Annotated in this window: 16 protein-coding genes; 5 read left to right on the forward strand and 11 right to left on the reverse strand. The window is 46.2% G+C overall.

The window, feature by feature from the left end; translation table 11 throughout:
* Window positions 1–6: 6 nt before the first annotated feature.
* The 5 genes from fsa to KNO99_RS01385 all read right to left on the reverse strand — a co-directional run bounded on the left by fsa (window position 7) and on the right by KNO99_RS01385 (window position 4,419).
* On the reverse strand, window positions 7–657 hold the full coding sequence (gene fsa / locus KNO99_RS01365; protein WP_074035834.1) for a fructose-6-phosphate aldolase: 651 nt from the start codon (window positions 655–657) through the stop codon (window positions 7–9).
* A gap of 152 nt (window positions 658–809) precedes the next feature.
* Entirely contained in the window at window positions 810–1,664 is an 855-nt protein-coding gene (gene fba / locus KNO99_RS01370) for a class II fructose-1,6-bisphosphate aldolase (RefSeq protein WP_214694578.1), read from the reverse strand.
* Between the two features lie 161 nt (window positions 1,665–1,825).
* The gene (locus tag KNO99_RS01375) at window positions 1,826–2,185 is read right to left on the reverse strand and encodes a response regulator (RefSeq protein ID WP_214744600.1); all 360 of its coding nucleotides are present in this window, start codon (window positions 2,183–2,185) and stop codon (window positions 1,826–1,828) included.
* Between the two features lie 91 nt (window positions 2,186–2,276).
* Window positions 2,277–2,633, reverse strand: coding sequence for a DUF1093 domain-containing protein (locus KNO99_RS01380; RefSeq protein ID WP_214744602.1), 357 nt, complete (start codon window positions 2,631–2,633; stop codon window positions 2,277–2,279).
* A 127-nt stretch (window positions 2,634–2,760) separates the two neighbouring features.
* Window positions 2,761–4,419, reverse strand: a complete 1,659-nt coding sequence (locus KNO99_RS01385; RefSeq protein WP_251130912.1) for a glycerol-3-phosphate dehydrogenase/oxidase — start codon at window positions 4,417–4,419, stop codon at window positions 2,761–2,763.
* A gap of 261 nt (window positions 4,420–4,680) precedes the next feature.
* On the opposite strand from KNO99_RS01385, the gene KNO99_RS01390 reads away from it, so the two are divergent.
* From KNO99_RS01390 to KNO99_RS01400, 3 genes are all read left to right on the forward strand, one after another.
* Window positions 4,681–5,796, forward strand: a complete 1,116-nt coding sequence (locus KNO99_RS01390; RefSeq protein WP_214744604.1) for an NADH-dependent flavin oxidoreductase — start codon at window positions 4,681–4,683, stop codon at window positions 5,794–5,796.
* A gap of 211 nt (window positions 5,797–6,007) precedes the next feature.
* Complete coding sequence (locus KNO99_RS01395; RefSeq protein WP_214744606.1) at window positions 6,008–6,214, forward strand: hypothetical protein; 207 nt, start codon at window positions 6,008–6,010, stop codon at window positions 6,212–6,214.
* Window positions 6,215–6,260: 46 nt separating this feature from the next.
* On the forward strand, window positions 6,261–7,013 hold the full coding sequence (locus KNO99_RS01400; protein ID WP_214744607.1) for a helix-turn-helix transcriptional regulator: 753 nt from the start codon (window positions 6,261–6,263) through the stop codon (window positions 7,011–7,013).
* 6 nt (window positions 7,014–7,019) lie between these two features.
* On the opposite strand, the gene KNO99_RS01405 is transcribed toward KNO99_RS01400, so the two are convergent.
* Together KNO99_RS01405 and KNO99_RS01410 are read right to left on the reverse strand one after the other, a co-directional pair.
* Window positions 7,020–7,565, reverse strand: a complete 546-nt coding sequence (locus KNO99_RS01405; protein WP_214744609.1) for a GNAT family N-acetyltransferase — start codon at window positions 7,563–7,565, stop codon at window positions 7,020–7,022.
* Window positions 7,566–7,596: 31 nt separating this feature from the next.
* Window positions 7,597–8,439, reverse strand: coding sequence for a TVP38/TMEM64 family protein (locus KNO99_RS01410; protein ID WP_214744611.1), 843 nt, complete (start codon window positions 8,437–8,439; stop codon window positions 7,597–7,599).
* A gap of 318 nt (window positions 8,440–8,757) precedes the next feature.
* Between KNO99_RS01410 and KNO99_RS01415 the strand changes: the two genes are divergently transcribed.
* Together KNO99_RS01415 and KNO99_RS01420 are read left to right on the forward strand one after the other, a co-directional pair.
* A complete protein-coding gene (locus KNO99_RS01415) occupies window positions 8,758–9,453 on the forward strand; it encodes an ABC transporter ATP-binding protein (RefSeq protein WP_214744612.1) in 696 nt (231 codons plus the stop codon).
* Window positions 9,447–12,047 carry an ABC transporter permease gene (locus tag KNO99_RS01420; protein WP_214744614.1) on the forward strand — a complete coding sequence of 867 codons (2,601 nt, stop codon included), beginning with the start codon at window positions 9,447–9,449 and terminating at the stop codon, window positions 12,045–12,047. The genes KNO99_RS01415 and KNO99_RS01420 overlap by 7 nt, the downstream gene beginning before the upstream one ends.
* Before the next feature lie 57 nt (window positions 12,048–12,104).
* Here the strand turns inward: KNO99_RS01420 and KNO99_RS01425 are convergent, their stop codons facing one another.
* The 4 genes from KNO99_RS01425 to KNO99_RS01440 all read right to left on the reverse strand — a co-directional run bounded on the left by KNO99_RS01425 (window position 12,105) and on the right by KNO99_RS01440 (window position 18,060).
* Complete coding sequence (locus KNO99_RS01425) at window positions 12,105–13,700, reverse strand: CTP synthase (protein ID WP_031422194.1); 1,596 nt, start codon at window positions 13,698–13,700, stop codon at window positions 12,105–12,107.
* A 247-nt stretch (window positions 13,701–13,947) separates the two neighbouring features.
* Window positions 13,948–14,427: a DNA-directed RNA polymerase subunit delta gene (gene rpoE, locus KNO99_RS01430; RefSeq protein ID WP_012727404.1), complete on the reverse strand. Its 480-nt coding sequence runs from the start codon at window positions 14,425–14,427 to the stop codon at window positions 13,948–13,950.
* A gap of 80 nt (window positions 14,428–14,507) precedes the next feature.
* Entirely contained in the window at window positions 14,508–15,833 is a 1,326-nt protein-coding gene (locus KNO99_RS01435; RefSeq protein WP_214744616.1) for a hypothetical protein, read from the reverse strand.
* Between the two features lie 100 nt (window positions 15,834–15,933).
* Window positions 15,934–18,060 (reverse strand): (Fe-S)-binding protein, encoded by a 2,127-nt coding sequence (locus KNO99_RS01440; protein WP_074035807.1) that lies wholly within the window; start codon window positions 18,058–18,060, stop codon window positions 15,934–15,936.
* Window positions 18,061–18,127: the final 67 nt, after the last annotated feature.

Consider the following 18,127-nt stretch of genomic DNA (forward strand, 5'->3'; position numbering starts at 1 on the left):
ACGGACTTATTTGGATTGAGCGTTGTTCCAATCCGCTAAAAACTGCTCAATACCTTTGTCTGTGAGCGGATGTTTCATCATCTGTTCGATGACTTTGTAAGGGACTGTCGCAATGTCGGCCCCGAGGAGTGCGGCTTTCGTCACATGAACCGGGTGACGTACAGAGGCCGCGATGATTTCTGTCTCGATGCCATGAATCGCAAAGATGTTGGCAATCGTCTCGACGAGGTCGAGTCCATCTTGACCGATGTCATCCAAACGACCGATGAATGGAGAAACATATGAAGCACCGGCACGTGCCGCGAGTAACGCTTGGTTCGCGTTAAAGATGAGCGTCACGTTCGTTTTGATTCCAAGCTCTTTAAACTGCTTCACCGCTTCCATTCCCGCAGGCGTCATCGGTACCTTTACCGTAATATTCGGCGCAATGGCAGCAAGTTCCTTTCCTTCTTCCACCATACCCTTTGCATCAAGTGCAATAACTTCCGCGCTGACTGAGAGATCCCCGACGATCTCACAGATTTCACGAAGTCTTGTATGGAAGTCGACACCTTCTTTAGCGACGAGCGACGGATTCGTCGTCACACCCCCGATGACGCCCATCTGATGAGCTTGTTTGATGTCTTGCACATTTGCTGTGTCAATGAAAAAACGCATATGTGTCTCCTCCTCAATTTGTGATCGCTTACAATCTCTATTATGAGGAAAGAACAGGTGAATTACTACACCCTTTGTCAGATTCAGAGCCTGATGTCAGTCGGACATACAAAAAGTCGGTCCTCAAAGAGAACCGACTTGATCAAACAGGATTATGCTTGGTTGCTAGAACCAAACTCACGCATTTTGCCAGTTACGACGTTGTAGATCGCTTCGATCCCAGGTCCGATAACTTTACGTGGGTCATATACTTTCGAGTCAGCGTCAAGCTTCTCACGTACCGCACGAGTCCACTCTTGTTGGCACTCAGTGTTAACGTTGATTTTGCTGTGTCCGAGTTCGATTGCTTTTTTAACTTGGTGCTCAGGAATACCTGATCCGCCGTGAAGAACGAGTGGAGTTTGTGTCGCTTTCGCGATTTCTTCCATCTCTTTGAAGCCAAGCTTCGGCTCACCTTGGTATGGTCCGTGTACAGAACCGAGTGCTGCAGCAAGTGCATCTACTTTCGCTTCTTTAACTACACGTACACACTCTTCGAGGTCAGCGTATTGTACGCCACCGATGACGCCGTCTTCTTCGCCGCCAACTGTACCGACTTCTGCCTCAACAGAAGCGCCTTTAGCGTGCGCGTACTCGACAACTTGTTTCGTCATTTCGACGTTTTCGTCGATCGGGTGGTGTGAACCGTCGATCATGACTGATGTGAATCCAGCGTCGATCGCTGCTTTACACTTGTCGAATGAAGAACCGTGGTCAAGGTGGATTGCAACTGGAACAGTGATGTTGTAGTCGTGCATGAGACCTTCAACCATTTTGACAACTGTTGTGAAGCCACCCATGTACTTCGCTGCACCTTCTGATACACCGAGGATTACTGGTGATTTCTCGTCTTCCGCAGCGCGAAGAATCGCTTGCGTCCACTCGAGGTTGTTGATGTTGAATTGGCCGACTGCATACTTGCCTTCGAATGCTTTGTTAAGCATTTCTGTCATTGATACTAATGGCATAATGACATCCTCCTGTCTGTTCGCTATTATACACGTTTGGGAAAAGTTCCCCCGTGCAATTCGTTCCCATTATAACACACCGTAAAACATGTGCCTATGCTATTCGGGCATAGAAATGGCTTAGCGCAAGCGTTTACATATGTCATCTTGGTGACGAAACGTCAAATTTTCAAGACTTCCTTCACTTTTTCAATCATTCCGTATATATCAAATGGCTTTTCAAATTGTGCAGTGATTCCGAGACGACGCACCTCGTCAATCACCGTTTCTTCCCCGAACGCCGTCATGATCATAACAGGTGTCTCTAGTTCTTGTCCTCTCATCCGACGCAATACTTCGTGACCGAACATACGAGGCATGTTCATATCGAGAAGTACTAAATCGTATTGCTCTCGCTCTAAAAACTCCCAGGCTTCGATGCCGTCTTGCGCAGTGTCCACGTCAACCCCCATGTTCGTAAACACTTGTGCGAGCATCGTACGAATTCCGTCCTGGTCATCTGCAATCAACATCCGTGACATGCATGTCCCTTCTTTCATTCATCATTTTCCATAATCAAACAATTTAACCTTACCAAACTCGTCTCTTTTTCGCGATGCCTATCTTTTGAAATCAAGGGAACGATGACTCGGTATCTTCTTGCTGTTCTTCTTTCAACTGTGCAGGTACTTCTAGCGCGTTCACACGTTCATAATCGGTTACTTCGGGAGCTTCTTCTTTGACATACACTTTCAGAAAGTCCCCTTCTGCTAATAATGAGGGAGTCGCAATGGCGAGTGGTCGCTTCTTCCCATCTTCATCGTAGCCGATAAGATCGTACCGATATCCGTGCGATGTCTGTGTCGCCACTTCTGGGCTTGGGACCTTGACGTAATATACATCGGCTAACAGACGATCCAGATTGACATAACGCCAGCCTACTATAAATAGAACGCCGATTAATAAGACGGCGATGAGCTTTCGTATCATAAACAGTTCTCCTTCAACTTGAGAGTGACTACTTATGAGATATACCGTTATTCCGAAGTCATGAAACCATTCCACAAAAAGAGGTTCATTCTGTTCAGAATGAACCTCTCGTGTGACGCGTTGGGTGTTATGATTCGACAGTCACTGGAACGACTGCGATTTCAATCTCTTTTTCGACCTCTTCACGTTCCTCTTTCAAACGCTCATCTGACCACTTGAAGACATCGGCCATACAGCGAAGGACGCCGTCTTTATATTGACGGACGAAGTCGATATCGAAGAACATGGCGCCCGTGCGGCGAATTAAGAAGTCGATGGCACGAACGACTGATTCTTCTTCGATTCCGTAAACCAATTGCGCATAGACGATTTCAGGAAGGTCATATGCGTTCGCATCCATCCGTTCAATGACACGATCGATATTCGATCCGTATAGACGAACGAGTTCTTCCGCATGGTTTGCGTCTAATCCATGATTTTGAAGTTCTTTTGTTTTCTTCTCAAGGAAGTCTTTGAAGCCTTTCGAACCGCCGACGTGACCACCTGACATCGGCATATGCTTCGTACGGCTAGCCAAATAGACGACACCGTCTTCTTCTTTCAACAGTTTTGCGACAAGGTCGACGACTGTTTCTGACATCTTGCGATACCCTGTCAATTTACCACCGGCAATCGTGATCAAGCCGCTGTCTGACTGCCAAATTTCGTCCTTACGTGAAATTTCAGAAGGGTCTTTTCCTTCTTCGTAAATCAACGGACGAATACCTGCCCAGCTCGACTCCACATCATCCGCTGTGACATGGACATCTGGGAACATATAGTGAATGGCTTCTAAAATATAATCGCGGTCTTCCGTCGTCATGCGCGGATGCGCTTTGTTTTTATCAAAGAACGTATCCGTCGTTCCGACGTATGCTTTGTTTCCGCGTGGAATGGCAAAGACCATGCGACCGTCCGGTGTATCAAAATAGATCGCTTGTTTGAGCGGGAATTTCGACTGGTCGATGACCAAGTGAATCCCTTTTGTCAGGCGAAGCTGCTTCCCTTTTTTCGAGTTATCTTCTTCTCGTAGCTCGTCGACCCATGGACCGGTCGCATTGATGATTTTCTTCGCATAGACGTCATACGTCGACCCGTCAATCTGGTCTTCAACGTGTACACCGGTCACTTTGCCGTTTTCGTAAATCAACCCTGTCACTTTGGCATAGTTCATGAGAAGCGCACCATGATTCGCCGCTTCTTTCGCCACTTCGATCGTCAATCGTGCATCATCTGTACGGTACTCGACGTAATAGCCGCCACCGACCAAATCATCTTTTTTCACGAGCGGCGCCTTTTTGATGACCTCATCTGGTTTGAGCATCATGCGACGTTCTGCACGTTTTACACCTGCGAGGAAGTCATACACCATCAGTCCGATTGATGTTGAGAAGGGACCGAACGTGCCTCCCTTGTGCATCGGTAAGAGCATTTGTTCCGGTGTCGTGACGTGGGGACCATTCTCGTATACGATGGCCCGCTCTTTCCCGACTTCTGCGACGAGCGCCACTTCGAATTGTTTCAAATAGCGGAGTCCCCCGTGAACAAGTTTCGTCGAACGACTTGATGTCCCTGCCGCAAAGTCTTGCATCTCGAGGACAGCTGTCTTCATCCCACGCGAAGACGCATCGAGCGCAATCCCCGCTCCGGTAATACCTCCACCGACAACAAGAACGTCATGACGTTCACTTGTCAGTTGCTCATATCGTTTCGCTCGTTCTTTCGCTGAGAAATTTCTGATTTCCATCTTATTCCCTCCTATAATAAGTACAGTTCAATGAATAGAAAAAGAGACCACAACAAAAACAAGGCTTCCCCCTTCTGTTGTGGTCTCTCTATTGTCTCGAACCGAATATCAACTTTTCTCCTGTATTATACCCTATTCTTTTGAGTTCAATCATCTCTTACGCCTGAGCAACCTGTAATGTGTCGTTTCACAAGCATCCGACTCGCATTTTTGAGTTGAGAAGCTTAGACTTCAAGGTATCATGTTGAAGGAGGATTTCAGATGAAACGTATGTTACAACCTTTTCAGTTCAAAAATGGCGTCGAAGTACCGAACCGCCTCGTATTGGCACCGATGACACATTACTCATCAGAGCCAACGGGCGAAGTATCCGAGCATGAGCTCGCCTACTATCGGAAGCGGGCGCAAAACGTCGGGCTCGCCATCACGGCTTGCGCCTACGTGACAGAAGACGGGAAAGGGTTCCCGAACGCATTCGGGGTCAATGACGACAAATTCATCCCAGGTCTCCGTCAATTGGCAGAAAGTTTAAAAGCGGAAGGCGCAAAAGCCATCCTTCAAATTTTCCACGCAGGACGGATGTCACCACCTGAACTCGTCCCGAACGAACAACCAGTCAGCGCAAGTGCCGTCGCACCTGTCCGCGAAGGCGCTACTACACCACGTGCCCTCGAGACGTCAGAAGTCGAAGCCATCATCGAGGCGTTCGGTGAAGCGACACGTCGCGCCATCGAAGCCGGATTTGACGGAGTCGAGATTCACGGAGCGAATACCTACTTGATTCAACAATTCTTCTCACCGCACTCAAATCGCCGTGAAGATCGCTTCGGCGGTGATGTACATGGACGTTTGACGTTCCCACGCGAAGTCATTCGCCGTGTCAAAGAAGCAGCCGCAGATGCAGAAGACTTCCTCGTCGGCTATCGCTTCTCACCAGAAGAAATCGAAGAGCCAGGCATCACACTCGACGACACGGATGTGTTGCTCGATATGATGTTAGAAGAAGGCGTCGATTATATTCACGCGTCTCTCTGGAACTTCAATACGGCTTCCATGCGTGACGAGAACGTCACGGAACGTTCGATTGACCGCATCGCCAAACGAATCAATGGTGCCATCCCGCTCATCGGAGTCGGGCAACTTCAGCGTCCGGCGCAAGTCGAAGACGCACTCGAGGTCGTCGACCTTGCCGCACTCGGTCGCGAACTCATCATCGACCCGGAATGGCTTGAAAAAGTGAAATCGGACCGCGAAGACGAGATTGAGACAGAACTCGACTTGAACAAACAAGCCGAACTCGCTGTTCCCGCTCCACTCTGGAACGCCATCACGACTCGTGCCGGTTGGTTCCCGATTAAAGATCAAGAAGTGAAATAAATCGTTAGTATGCGACAGACATGTTTTGTGTCTGTCGTTTCTTTATGTTCGCGGACACATTTTAGACACATATTCGACACATTTATATTTAATTTTCTTTCTAAATTTTATGTATTCAACTTTTCACATTTATCACACAATTTTAATCTAGTATTGACGATGCGTTGGGTCAGTCTGTTTGATTTTTTGTTGAAAGGGGCATTCTATCCTAATGGCAGATCAACCAGTAGATATGAATTTACACCATGAACAACACCGTCAGTATCAGCAACAATTTAAACGCAAAACGGAAGCATTTCGACAGCAAAGCCAGGCCATTCAACAACAAATGCAAGACTCTTCAGAATCACACGAACGAGCATTTACTAAAGAAATCGCGGAGCTAAAACAGCTAACGAAACGACATGCGTCTAAATGAGCATTCTTGATCGCTTCTACCCGCAAGGAAAGAAGTGAACCGTTATATGGAAAATAGAATCCGACAACAATTTTTAACCCATCTCGCCCGAGAGAACAATCATTTCACAGATCAAAGTTACGTGGAAAATTTTTACGAATTGGATGAGCAGATTATACGGGCTCTTCAAAGTAATCAACTCCAATTAGCCAACACGTTGTTAGAGACATTGACACTCGATTTGTTAAAGCATCCTATGATTGATGAGTATCATGGGGTTCGACTTTACTTTCGAGGACTCACCTATCATGTGAGTCGCCTTGTTCCTGTCTCGAATTCAAATGTTCAAACATCACTTGCCTACACAAGTGCGCTGTTGAGACTGGTCGATGAACTCCATACCCCACTCGACTTTGTCTATGCGATCCCTGTCGTTACAGAATCATTGGCTACGATGATGTCATTCATTTCCTCACAAGACTCTTCAGATCATCGCGTTCTGTCTGCCATCCGATTGATTGAGGAACACTTAACCGATCCCACTTTATCTCTATCAAGCGTAGCGATTGGAGTCGGGTTGTCGAACAATTATTTATCTTCCTTATTTAAACAAGAGACGGGTGAAACCATTACAGAACGCATTCGCAGACGTCGGATTGAGGCCTCGATGAACGATTTAATCGTGACCTCATTACCTATTTGCTCCATCGCGAAGTCGTATTGTTTTTCATCGTGTACAACGTTTATCAGTACGTTCAAAACTTACAAAGACATGACTCCCCTACAATATCGTCAATCACACCATAAGAAAAAACGTTGAGGTTCATCATGTCCTCAACGTTTTTTCATTCCATTCTTCTCGTAATATGCCCATCCGAATCGAATCGTAGCGCTTCTCGTTCACGACACGCACTTGACGGATTCGACCTTCAAGTTGCATCCCTACTTTTTCAGCGACACGCATCATGCGTTCGTTCCCGGACCATGTCGTCAAGCCGACACGGACGACTGGTAGCGTCTCAAATAGATGCTCGGTCCATAGACGAAGGGCACGCGTCCCGACACCGCGATTCCAGCGGTCGGACTGATGCAAGATGATGCCCATCTCGAGCCATTCTCGTCCGGCATCCTCAAAATAATAAGAAACGGTCCCATATACGGTTCCATCCACTTCAATGACCCACATGTCATCTTTTTGGATGAGCGACTGCTCGATTTGCTGAAACTCTTCGTAGGACATCGCCTTGTGTTCAAAGTAAGGGGCGTCCCACTGTTTCCACTCCGGTGTCGCATCCCGATAAATCAATTCCCATAGTCGTGATAAGTCTTGTTCTTCAATCGGTCGAATGACCACTTCATTGTCTTGTCGCATCTTGTCTTCCTCTCTAAAGATCGTCCTTACTTTATTCGTGTGTCCCGTTCGAATCCCCTTTTTTTCGCTTGCGCCAAATGAACGCAAGGATTAAGACAATCAAACTCGCCATGACGGAAGCGATCGCAATTGGACTCGAATCGGTCATAAACAATTGTCCGATGGAGACAGAATAGGCAAGCCCGAACGATGTAACGAGTTTTGCGCCGAACGCGATGCCCGCAAAACGTGGGAACGGCACACGGCTGAATCCGGCCGCAAGACAGATCACCTCGTCCGGTAAAATCGGAATGATGAATAAGATGAGCAAAATGCCAAGACCATACTTCTCGACATATCGGTCGTACGTCTTCAACTTCTCCTCATCGACCCAGCGGATGATCCGTTCACGACCGAACCGGGCCAATCCATACATGACAAAGATACCAAGCGTGGTCGAAATGCTCCCGACTAAAGCGGCTCGAAACGGTCCGAGCGCGACACTTCCAATCGGCACACTGACCGCTTCCGGGACCGGCAAGGCAATCGGCTGTAAAAAGCTGAATGCTGCGAACACCCAGACCGCCTGTCGTTCATATTGCTCTAATAGACGATCTAATCCGTATGTGTCATAGAGAACAAGTCCGAACGAGACGTAATAGACGAGAACGAAAGTCAAGAAGAGAGAGAACGTAATTTTCCACATCTGTTTTAGGATGACGTTCGAGCCGTCCCGAATCGCCCGTAGTAGTCCGACCGAGAGTGCGAGTAAGACAATGCCCGTCCAACCGAGCTGGTACGGTAATAGGAGGGAAGGCAAGACGATGAACGGCAACAGACTGAGCGCCACGAGCCCCAATCCATATCCAAGATAAATCGAATGTCGTTCTTTCATGAGACATCACCCTCTCCCCGTTCTACTTCTAGTGTACCCAGAAAGTGAAGGGGATGTATCCTGCCAAGGGCACCTTCCATCTCATGCTTTTGATGTAGAAAAATACCTATAATCTTTTGTTCACAAATCAATTCTCAAAACTGTTTTAAGTCACCACACACTTTCAGTCATTCGTCAAAGGAAAACCCATATTTTCTTGTCTCGTGAACCTGGAATAATTTTACACGTTCTCTATCTTTCATTATTGTAAATTAAAGGAAAAAGATTTATTATCAATATACATATAATGAATATTCTGAAAATAAAAGGAGCGATTTGATGACTTCATTCATTTCTATTAGTGAGTTGGTTCATACGTTTAGTAACTTAGGGCACAATGAAACAATCATCGATCAATTAGATTGTGTATTTAGTAAAAATGAAATCACAGCTATCGTGGGGCCATCTGGATCTGGGAAATCTACTTTGCTCAGCCTGATTGGCTCTCTAGAGAAACCAACTTCAGGCACGATAACGTTTGACGACGTTGATTTGAATAAATTGAATAATGCTGAGTTATCCTCTTTTCGCTTTGAAGAAATCGGATTTGTATTTCAACAATTCCACCTCTTACCGTCTTTAAGTGTTTTCGAAAATGTCATGGCTCCTTTTTTAACGAAAAAAGTGGACTTCAAGAAAGAAGAACGTGTTAAAGAAGTGATTCACCAGGTCGGATTAGAGACCAAGTCCCATGTCCTCCCTTCTCAACTATCAGGAGGTCAACAACAACGAATCGCAATCGCGCGTGCGATTGTCAATCGACCAAATTGGATCCTTGCGGACGAACCGACTGGAAATCTAGATAGTACAAACAGTGAGCTGATCTTTGATTTATTAGTGGACCTTCATGAAACTCAACAGTGTGGCCTTATTTTCGTGACACACGATTTAGATTTGGCACGTCGAGCCAATCGAATCATTCATATGCAAGACGGTCGGATTATAGAAGATCAAAAAGGAGAGCGTGTATGTTGACGTTCATCCTACAATATTGGCGAAACCAAAAGGCAAAACTACTTTTATTATTGATTGGCGCTTTGATTATTGCTACAGGTTTGAATCTTATCTTTAAATTGAATGAAACAAACAAAGGTGTGGTGGAAGAAACACTTCAAAAGCGCTGGTCGTCTGCCTATGATATTGTAGTTCGTCCTTCGACAAGTAGACTCACTACTGAAGAGTATGACCTTCTTGAGCCAAACTTTCTGAATGGGATTGTAGGGGGGATTACATTTGAACAATATGAAAAAATAAAAACGATGGAACATGTGGATGTGGCTGCTCCTGTCGCAATCATCGGGTATACGCAATTAAATGTGAATTTACCGAATATGCTAAAGATACCTGACGAAGGACTATTCCGTCTGACGCATCGTCAGTTCGATGAGACAGGTTTAGAGCGAGAAATGATATCAGAGGAAGTTGTACATATTGCGAACGGAACGAATGAACTCTTGCCGCGGGGAATCGGATTGCTTCCTTTTGACCAGGTTGGAAACGCCGTCACTCCAGGGAGCCTCAATCTAATCGTGGCGGTTGACCCTGATGAGGAAGCCAAGCTTGTTGGTCTCGATCAAGCGATCACCTCTTCCTCTTATTTTTCAACTGATGATCGAGCAGTGTCCTTAAGCAGTGAACAAAAGCATGTCCGAATGCCTATTCTTGTCAACCCTGCCTCGTTTAATAATGGGTATCATGAGTATGAACTTGAACAATTAGATGTACCCTTCTCATCATCTGATGACCAGAAAAAAGTATTACAAGACATCGCGTCTGAATCTGACTTATTACGTTACGACGTAAAAAATATTCAGTCGTTGAGCATTCCATCGAAGGACCTTGAAGCGATTTATTTTAACCAACTGCAAGGAAAGAAGACATCGAACTATCCGGGTGCTTTGATCAATGAGGGATCTCAACTCATCTTCAATTCAGGTTCCTTAGAAATGAAAGAGATAGACAGTCCTTTTCCGGAGCGATGGGGACATGCTTTTCAAATCGATAGTCAACCCATTTCATTTACAAATAAATGGCTTCCTCCATCCATTTTACCGAAACAAGGTTTTAGACCAGTGAACAGCATGGAGGTCCAAACGACGCTTCCGGAATCCGATGACCTCATTTACTTAAGCCCGGTCCTTGATTTTGAAGTGGTCGGGACGTTCGATCCAGAAAAAATCGCGGTCTCCAAAGATCCATTGAATGAACTCCCTATGGAAACGTACCGTCCCGCGTCAGCCGATCTTGTGCTTGATCAAGATGGCTCACCACTCAATCCATCTGTGAACATCAATACCTCTGGAAATCCAGCTGGACTGCTGACAAACTCACCAAGCATTATCACAACTCTAGATGCCGCTCGTCTCTTAAACGGAGAGAAGTCCATTTCTTCGATTCGCATCAAGGTAAACAATGTTGATACATTGAACGAGGCATCGGAGGCAACCTTGCAGGAACTAAAGGAACAGATTGAAAGAGACACAGGTTTAATTGCCACAGTCACAACGGGATCTTCCCCGCAACCTGTGATCACAAAAGTCGTGAAAGAAGGAAATACGCTTGGATGGATCGAGCAGCCATGGATTCACTTAGGTGCAGCCATCACGATTTTCCGAGAGACAAGTGCAGGATATTCGGGTGTGGTCTTGTCCATTATTGGTGTGGCTATCATTTATGTATTGACGACAAGCTATATCACAATGCTCTCAAGAAGACGTGAATTTGCGATCCTACTCTCTTTAGGTTGGAGTCAGAAGGATTTGTACAAAATTATATATCTAGAATCGATCCTTTTAGCGGTTCTCGTTTCGATTGTGTCGCTAGCAATCGAATCCGCTTTCTTCATCGTGCAGGGAGAAGGGTTCAGTTTCTGGAACTGGTTCTTGATTACAACTTTTAGTCTTCTGATTTATCTGAGCGGGGCAACATGGTCAGCACTTAACATTAGAAAAATACAACCATATGAAGTAATTAAAGTTGGTGAGTACGCAAACACCTCGAGCTCTATCATTCCATTAAAAAACATAAGTTCTTTGGCGCTTAAGGAAATGGTGAGCAAGTGGCGTCGAAACTTATTGTCGGTGGCATCGATTGCTGTCCCGACATCCTTACTCGTATTTTTCGTTTATGTCACGTTCCATCTTCAAGGTGTCCTTTACACATCTTGGCTTGGACAATTTGTCGCTGTTCAAATCGGAACACTTCATTATGTAACAATAGGTGTGTCGGTATTGATTGCAATATTAACAACAGGAGAAATCATTTGGCAAAACGTTCAAGAACGTGAGCATTCTTTTGCTTTATTAAAAGCGATTGGATGGACAGATCACGCCATTCGTTATTTAGTTGTGATTGAAGGATTCATCGTCGGATTGATTGCTGGAATACTAGGTTTAGGTTTGTCTTATATCACCATCTATTTCGCATTTGGACTTATCCCCTGGACCAATGCGTATCTTGCTTTGTTAAGTTTACTTTTACCGACAATTGTAGGTGGGATAGCTTCTCTAATTCCAGCTTCAATTGCTTCTAAAGTAAATCCCTATGAGTCACTTAAAAAAATAGGTTGAGATAAATATGTCATGAAAAAAAGCCACGATCCATTTCAGATCGTGGCTTTCAATCACTTATTCTCCAAGTGACGCTTGGATGAAGTCATGGAATAGACGTTGTGGACGTTCTGGACGCGAAATCAACTCTGGGTGGAATTGTGATGCCACGAACCACTTGTGTTCTGGAATCTCAATGATTTCTACAAGACGACCGTCTGGGCTCGTACCTGAGAACTTGAAGCCTTCTGCTTCAAACGCTTCACGGTACTCGTTGTTGAACTCATAACGGTGACGATGACGCTCGTATACGAGCTCTTGATCGTATGCGGCGTGTGCGTTCGTCCCTTTTTCGAGTTTACATGGGTAGAGTCCGAGACGGAGTGTACCACCAAGGTCTTCGATGTCCTTTTGCTCTGGAAGAAGGTCGATGATTGGATACGGTGTCGATGGGTCGATTTCAGCCGTATGGGCACCGTCCAACTTCAAGACGTTACGGGCAAACTCGACCGTCGCGAGTTGCATCCCGAGACAGATTCCGAAGAATGGGACGTTGTTTTCACGAGCGAAACGTGTCGCTTCGATTTTCCCTTCGATCCCACGTTCTCCGAATCCACCAGGAACGAGGATACCATCAGCATCCCCAAGGATGTCCGAGACGTTTTCAGCTGTCACGTCTTCTGCATTGATCCAGTCGATGTCGATGTCCGCATTGAATGCATAACCCGCATGCTTGAGCGCCTCTGCGACTGAGATATACGCATCACGCAACTCGACATATTTCCCGACGAGTGCGATTTTCACTTTCTTCTCAAGGTGTGTGACCGTGTGAACGAGCTCTTTCCAAGCCGTCATGTCGGCAGCCGGTGTGTTGAAACCGAAGTAGTCGTTGACGAGTTGGTCCATTCCTTGTTTTTGGAGGTTGAGTGGTACTTCGTAAAGTGTCGACGCATCTTGTGCCTCGATGACCGCCTCTTTACGCGTATCACAGAAGAGTGCGATTTTCTCACGCATGTCTTCCGGAATGTCGTGCTCTGTACGGAGAACGATAATGTCTGGCTGAATACCGTAGCTGCGAAGCTCTTTGACGCTGTGTTGCGTCGGTTTCGTCTTCATCTCACCTGCCGCACGAAGGTAAGGAACGAGCGTACAGTGAACGTACATGACGTTCTCTTTCCCGATGTCATTTTTTACTTGGCGAATGGCTTCGATGAACGGAAGAGATTCGATATCCCCGACTGTTCCACCAATCTCTGTAATGACGACATCAGCGTTCGTCTCACGACCTGCACGGAAGACACGGTCTTTGATTTCATTCGTGATATGTGGAATGACCTGAACCGTTCCACCGTTATAGTCTCCACGACGCTCTTTTTTCAAGACAGTCGAATAAATGCGTCCTGATGTGACGTTCGCGTTTTGCGATAAGTTGATGTCGATGAAACGCTCATAGTGTCCGAGGTCAAGGTCAGTCTCAGCGCCATCATCTGTGACGAATACTTCTCCGTGTTGATACGGGCTCATCGTACCTGGGTCGATGTTGATGTATGGGTCAAACTTTTGAATCGTCACGTTGAGTCCTCGATTTTTGAGTAGACGCGCGAGTGAAGCTGCCGTGATCCCTTTACCGAGCGAAGATACTACCCCGCCTGTTACGAAAATGTACTTTGTCATGTTTCTTTCTCCTCTCTTGAATACCAACCATCGGGAAACGAAAAAACAAAAAAAGCAAAAGTGCCCCCGTGAATGGAGGACACTTTTGCTGCATCGTTACGTGCTAAACTAGCCCATGACTAATTTACGCCAGAGACGATACAGTCGTCAAGATATTATTTTTTCTTTTTTTCAAGTCGGTGAAAACGACTAAAAAAGAAAAAGAGACACGCCTAGCCGGGCGCAATGCCCGGCTTTTTGCGGTCTCTTATAAATCATCCTCGTCTTCGAGATCGAGGTCGTCGTCCAAGTCATCGTCCTTGAAGTCATCAAGGCCTTCTACTTTTTCTTCTTCGTCCTCATCGTCAAATTCAGATGAATCATAATCTTCTACTTTTGCGAATACATCCAAGTCATCTTCGATATCGACGATGCCTTCGTCTGCTTCTTCGAACTCTTCTTCGAATTCGTCAAGTTCACCACGTTGACGTGCTTCGATGACGAGATCCTCATCCGACTTGTCGAATGGGTACCAAACGCGAAGCGCCCAACGGTTTGCTCCCAAGTTGACGAACAACCCGTCGATGTTCAAATCGGTGTAAAGTTGTGCGATTTTCTCGAGCTCTTCTTCTTCACTCGCAAACGTATAGTTTTGCTTGATTTTTTCGCGAATCTCATCAAAAGAAACAGGCTGCTCGCCAGTTTCTTGGAGAAGTTCATAAACGAAATCAATCAACGATTTATTCATTAAAGGACACTCCTTTTCCGTCACTAGTTAAACATCACTCCTCATTATAAACAAAAGCGATATGAAAAAGCTAGAGGAAATTATGATTCATTGGATACCTCGGTTCGAATACGGAACCAATAGACAGTGATCAACCCGATATTGAACAACCATGTCAGTCCCAAAACGCCGAACATCCAACCTCGCGGGATTTGAAACGACAATTCCGCATTGACGGTCTGTCCAACGTACAAACCGTATCCTAACAAACCGACCATCAAAAATGAGTAGGACACGACCATCCCGAACCGCTTCCATAATTGGAGAAGTAATGATGCGAACTCTTTATTTTCACCATACTCAACAAATAGATACGTGTGACTCACATTAGAATACATCGTCTGTGTATATCCGCTTACGAACAATACCGGTACAAACGCAAGCGGATGAAGAAATCCAAGGAAAAACACAACGGATGAAATCAGTAAAACGAGATAAGGGTGTCGCGCGAAATCATAGATGCGACTAAACAGAATCCACCCGATTACTCCCGCTAAAAACGGGACGAACACATAAATGAGGAGTACTTGAAATGAATATAAGGAAAGACTTACAAATACTGCCCCAATCAACGTCCAACCGCCGAACAATCCGATGACAAATGACAATAATTGAACTTGGCGCGTCCGACTCGCCCCAATGAAGGCGCGAACTCGTTTTTGGAATAACAACCAGCCCACATATGCTAACAAAATAATCATCAGACTAAACACTTCGATGTAGCCTCGCGCTCCTTCTAAAAGACTGAGCAGACGACTAATCAACGTAAAAACGGTGACCGCGATGAAAGCGCGGAGAAAAGAATGCGTGTCAAACTGCCATGTCGCAGATTTTTGAAGGGGCAACTTTCGTACGAATAGCCACGGCAAAATGAGACTCACTAAGAATAAGGCGATGGCAAGATTGTACGACTGCGTCAACGCATAAGAGAACACAGCGATCCAGCCGACTAACGCGAGGACTAATGGTAATGAACTGCCACTCTCTTCATTCGAGTCAGCTTTCGCAGCAGGCTTCAATTCATTCAATTGCGATAAAATCGTCGTCATGATGGTACCGACTCCTATCGAGCCAACACCTACCAAAAATGCGCTCCATTCAATGGCACGATCAAATGGAAGCACAAAACACACGAGACCGACCAGAAGGACAGACAAAGCCATTAAAAACGTATCCTTTGAACCGCGTCGACCAATGACATACACCCACAATAACAGACCAGACATACTCGCCACATAAAAAATCAGGAATGGAATGAGACGCCCAACCCCTTCTTCGACTGCCATGATGGATAAAAACAAAATTTGGGGAAGGATTTGGCTACTGAGCGCACTGACAATCGTGAGAAGAACAATCCACTTCTTCATCGCTGTCCCTTCTTTCCTCTCTTTGAATCGCATCATTTTTCTTTTCCCGTTGCGCGAACAAAAAAACAAGGCATGAAGTTGATTCATGCCTTGTTAGCTATTATTGAACAACCGGTTCTGGGATCTCGATGGCTTTCAGCGAGCGATCGAGTAATTCGACGACGTCGAACGTGCCGACCGTCTCATCGACTTCCTTCGCTTTCGTTCCATCAGACAACATCGTCAAACAGTACGGACATGCTGAACCGATGACTGTCGGTTTCGTTTCAAGCAATTGTTCTGTCCGAGCCACGTTGACACGTGTCCCGACTTTCTCTTCTTGCCACATGAGACCACCACCAGCTCCACAACACATGCCGTTTTCACGGTTACGTGTAGCTTCGACGAGTTCGACACCCGGAATCCGTTCGAGGACGAATCGTGGTGCATCATAAATGCCGTTGTAACGACCGAGGTAACAAGAGTCGTGATAGACGACACGCTCGTTCACTTGAAGGTCAGGCTGAATTCGACCTGTATCGAGCAACTCGGCGAGCAACTCCGTATGGTGATACACTTTCACACCATCAAGTCCGAAGTCTGGATACTCGTTTTTGAATGTGTTGTAGGCGTGCGGGTCGACCGTGACGATTTTCGTCACCCCATACTTCTCAAACAATTTAATGTTCGCTTCGGCGAGTTCTTGGAAGAGTAACTCGTTTCCGATTCGACGAGGTGTGTCCCCTGAGTTCTTCTCTTCGTTTCCGAGGATGGCGAATGAGACGCCCGCCTTGTTCAAGACGCTCGCAAAGCTCTGCGCGACTTTTTGGCTACGGCTATCGTAAGAGCCCATCGCGCCGACCCAGAAGAGGTATTCGAATTCTTCGCCTGCTTTTTTCTTCTCTTTCGCCGTCGGAATGACGAGTTCTGTATCCTTGCGCCAGTTCTCGCGTTCTTTCCGGTTCATTCCCCACGGGTTTCCTTGACGCTCGATGTTTGCGACCGTGCGCTGCGCCTCCGGATCCATCTTCCCTTCCATCATGACGAGGTAACGACGAAGGTCGATGATTTTATCGACGTGCTCGTTCATGACCGGACATTGATCTTCACAGTTTCGGCACGTCGTACACGCCCAGATTTCTTCTTCCGTGATGACGTTGCCGATCAATTCGTCTGCGACGAGCATATGACCATCTTGCGCCGCTGCTGCGATTTCAGCACCTTGCGTGTTTTGGAACATGAGTGCCGGTGCCCACGGTGATTTTCTCGTGACCGCCGCACCTTTCATATTCATATGGTCACGAAGTTTGACGATCAAGTCCATCGGTGACAACATCTTCCCAGTTCCCGTTGCCGGGCATACATTCGTACAACGTCCGCACTCGACACAAGCGTACAAGTCGACGAGTTGCTTCTGGTTAAAGTCTTCAATCTTGTTGACCCCGAAGACGATTTCTTCATCTGATTCTTCTGCTTCTTCCATCGCTGAAAAATCAACAGGTGCCAAGCGACCGACTTTGTGTGTGCGTCCGAGCCAGACGTTGAGCGTCCCGGCAATCAAGTGCGCGTGTTTGCCTTGCGGGATGTAGACCATGAAGCTGAGTAAGAATAAGAGGTGCATCCACCAAAAGACGACGAACAAGGCGAAAGCGACCGGACCTGGTACCCAAGCAAACGCTGAACCGATGAGTGTCGCGACCGGTTCACCCCACATCGGAAGCTCTTCCTTATAGACAAGGTAAAACCCGTTCCCGAACAAGACGGAAACCATCAACCCGCCGATGAAGATGAGGGCGAGACCTGCTAAGAAGTTTCGTTTCAAGCGCACAAGTTTCTCGACGTAACGACGGTAGAATCCCCAAACGACCGCGACGAGAATCATGAGCATGACGATTTCTTGCATGAACGTGAAGATCGGATAAAGTGGACCGAGCGGGATGTGTGGGAAACGTGTTCCGACCGCTAGTCCTTTCCAAATAAAATCAATCGCCCCGAATTGGACGAGGATAAAACCATAAAACATCATGACGTGAATGGCGCCACTCTTTTTATCCTTCAACAATTTCTTTTGACCGAACACGTTGATCATGACTTGTTCGAGTCGTTCTTTGTTCGTTTGACTCCACTCTGCCTTCTTCCCGAGCTTGATGAATGTATAACGCTGGTGAACCAGCGAAGCAAATAAATACACCCCATAGCCGAGGACGAGCAAGAATAGAATCCAGTTGACGATCAAAAATGTAGACATCCCCAAAACTCCCCCTTTTGAAAACGGATTCAATCTTGAATCCAGTATATCAAATGATGAATGAACA

Origin of the sequence: Exiguobacterium sp. s189 (assembly GCF_018617615.1) — a bacterium.
In the GTDB taxonomy this organism is placed as follows: domain Bacteria; phylum Bacillota; class Bacilli; order Exiguobacteriales; family Exiguobacteriaceae; genus Exiguobacterium; species Exiguobacterium aestuarii_A.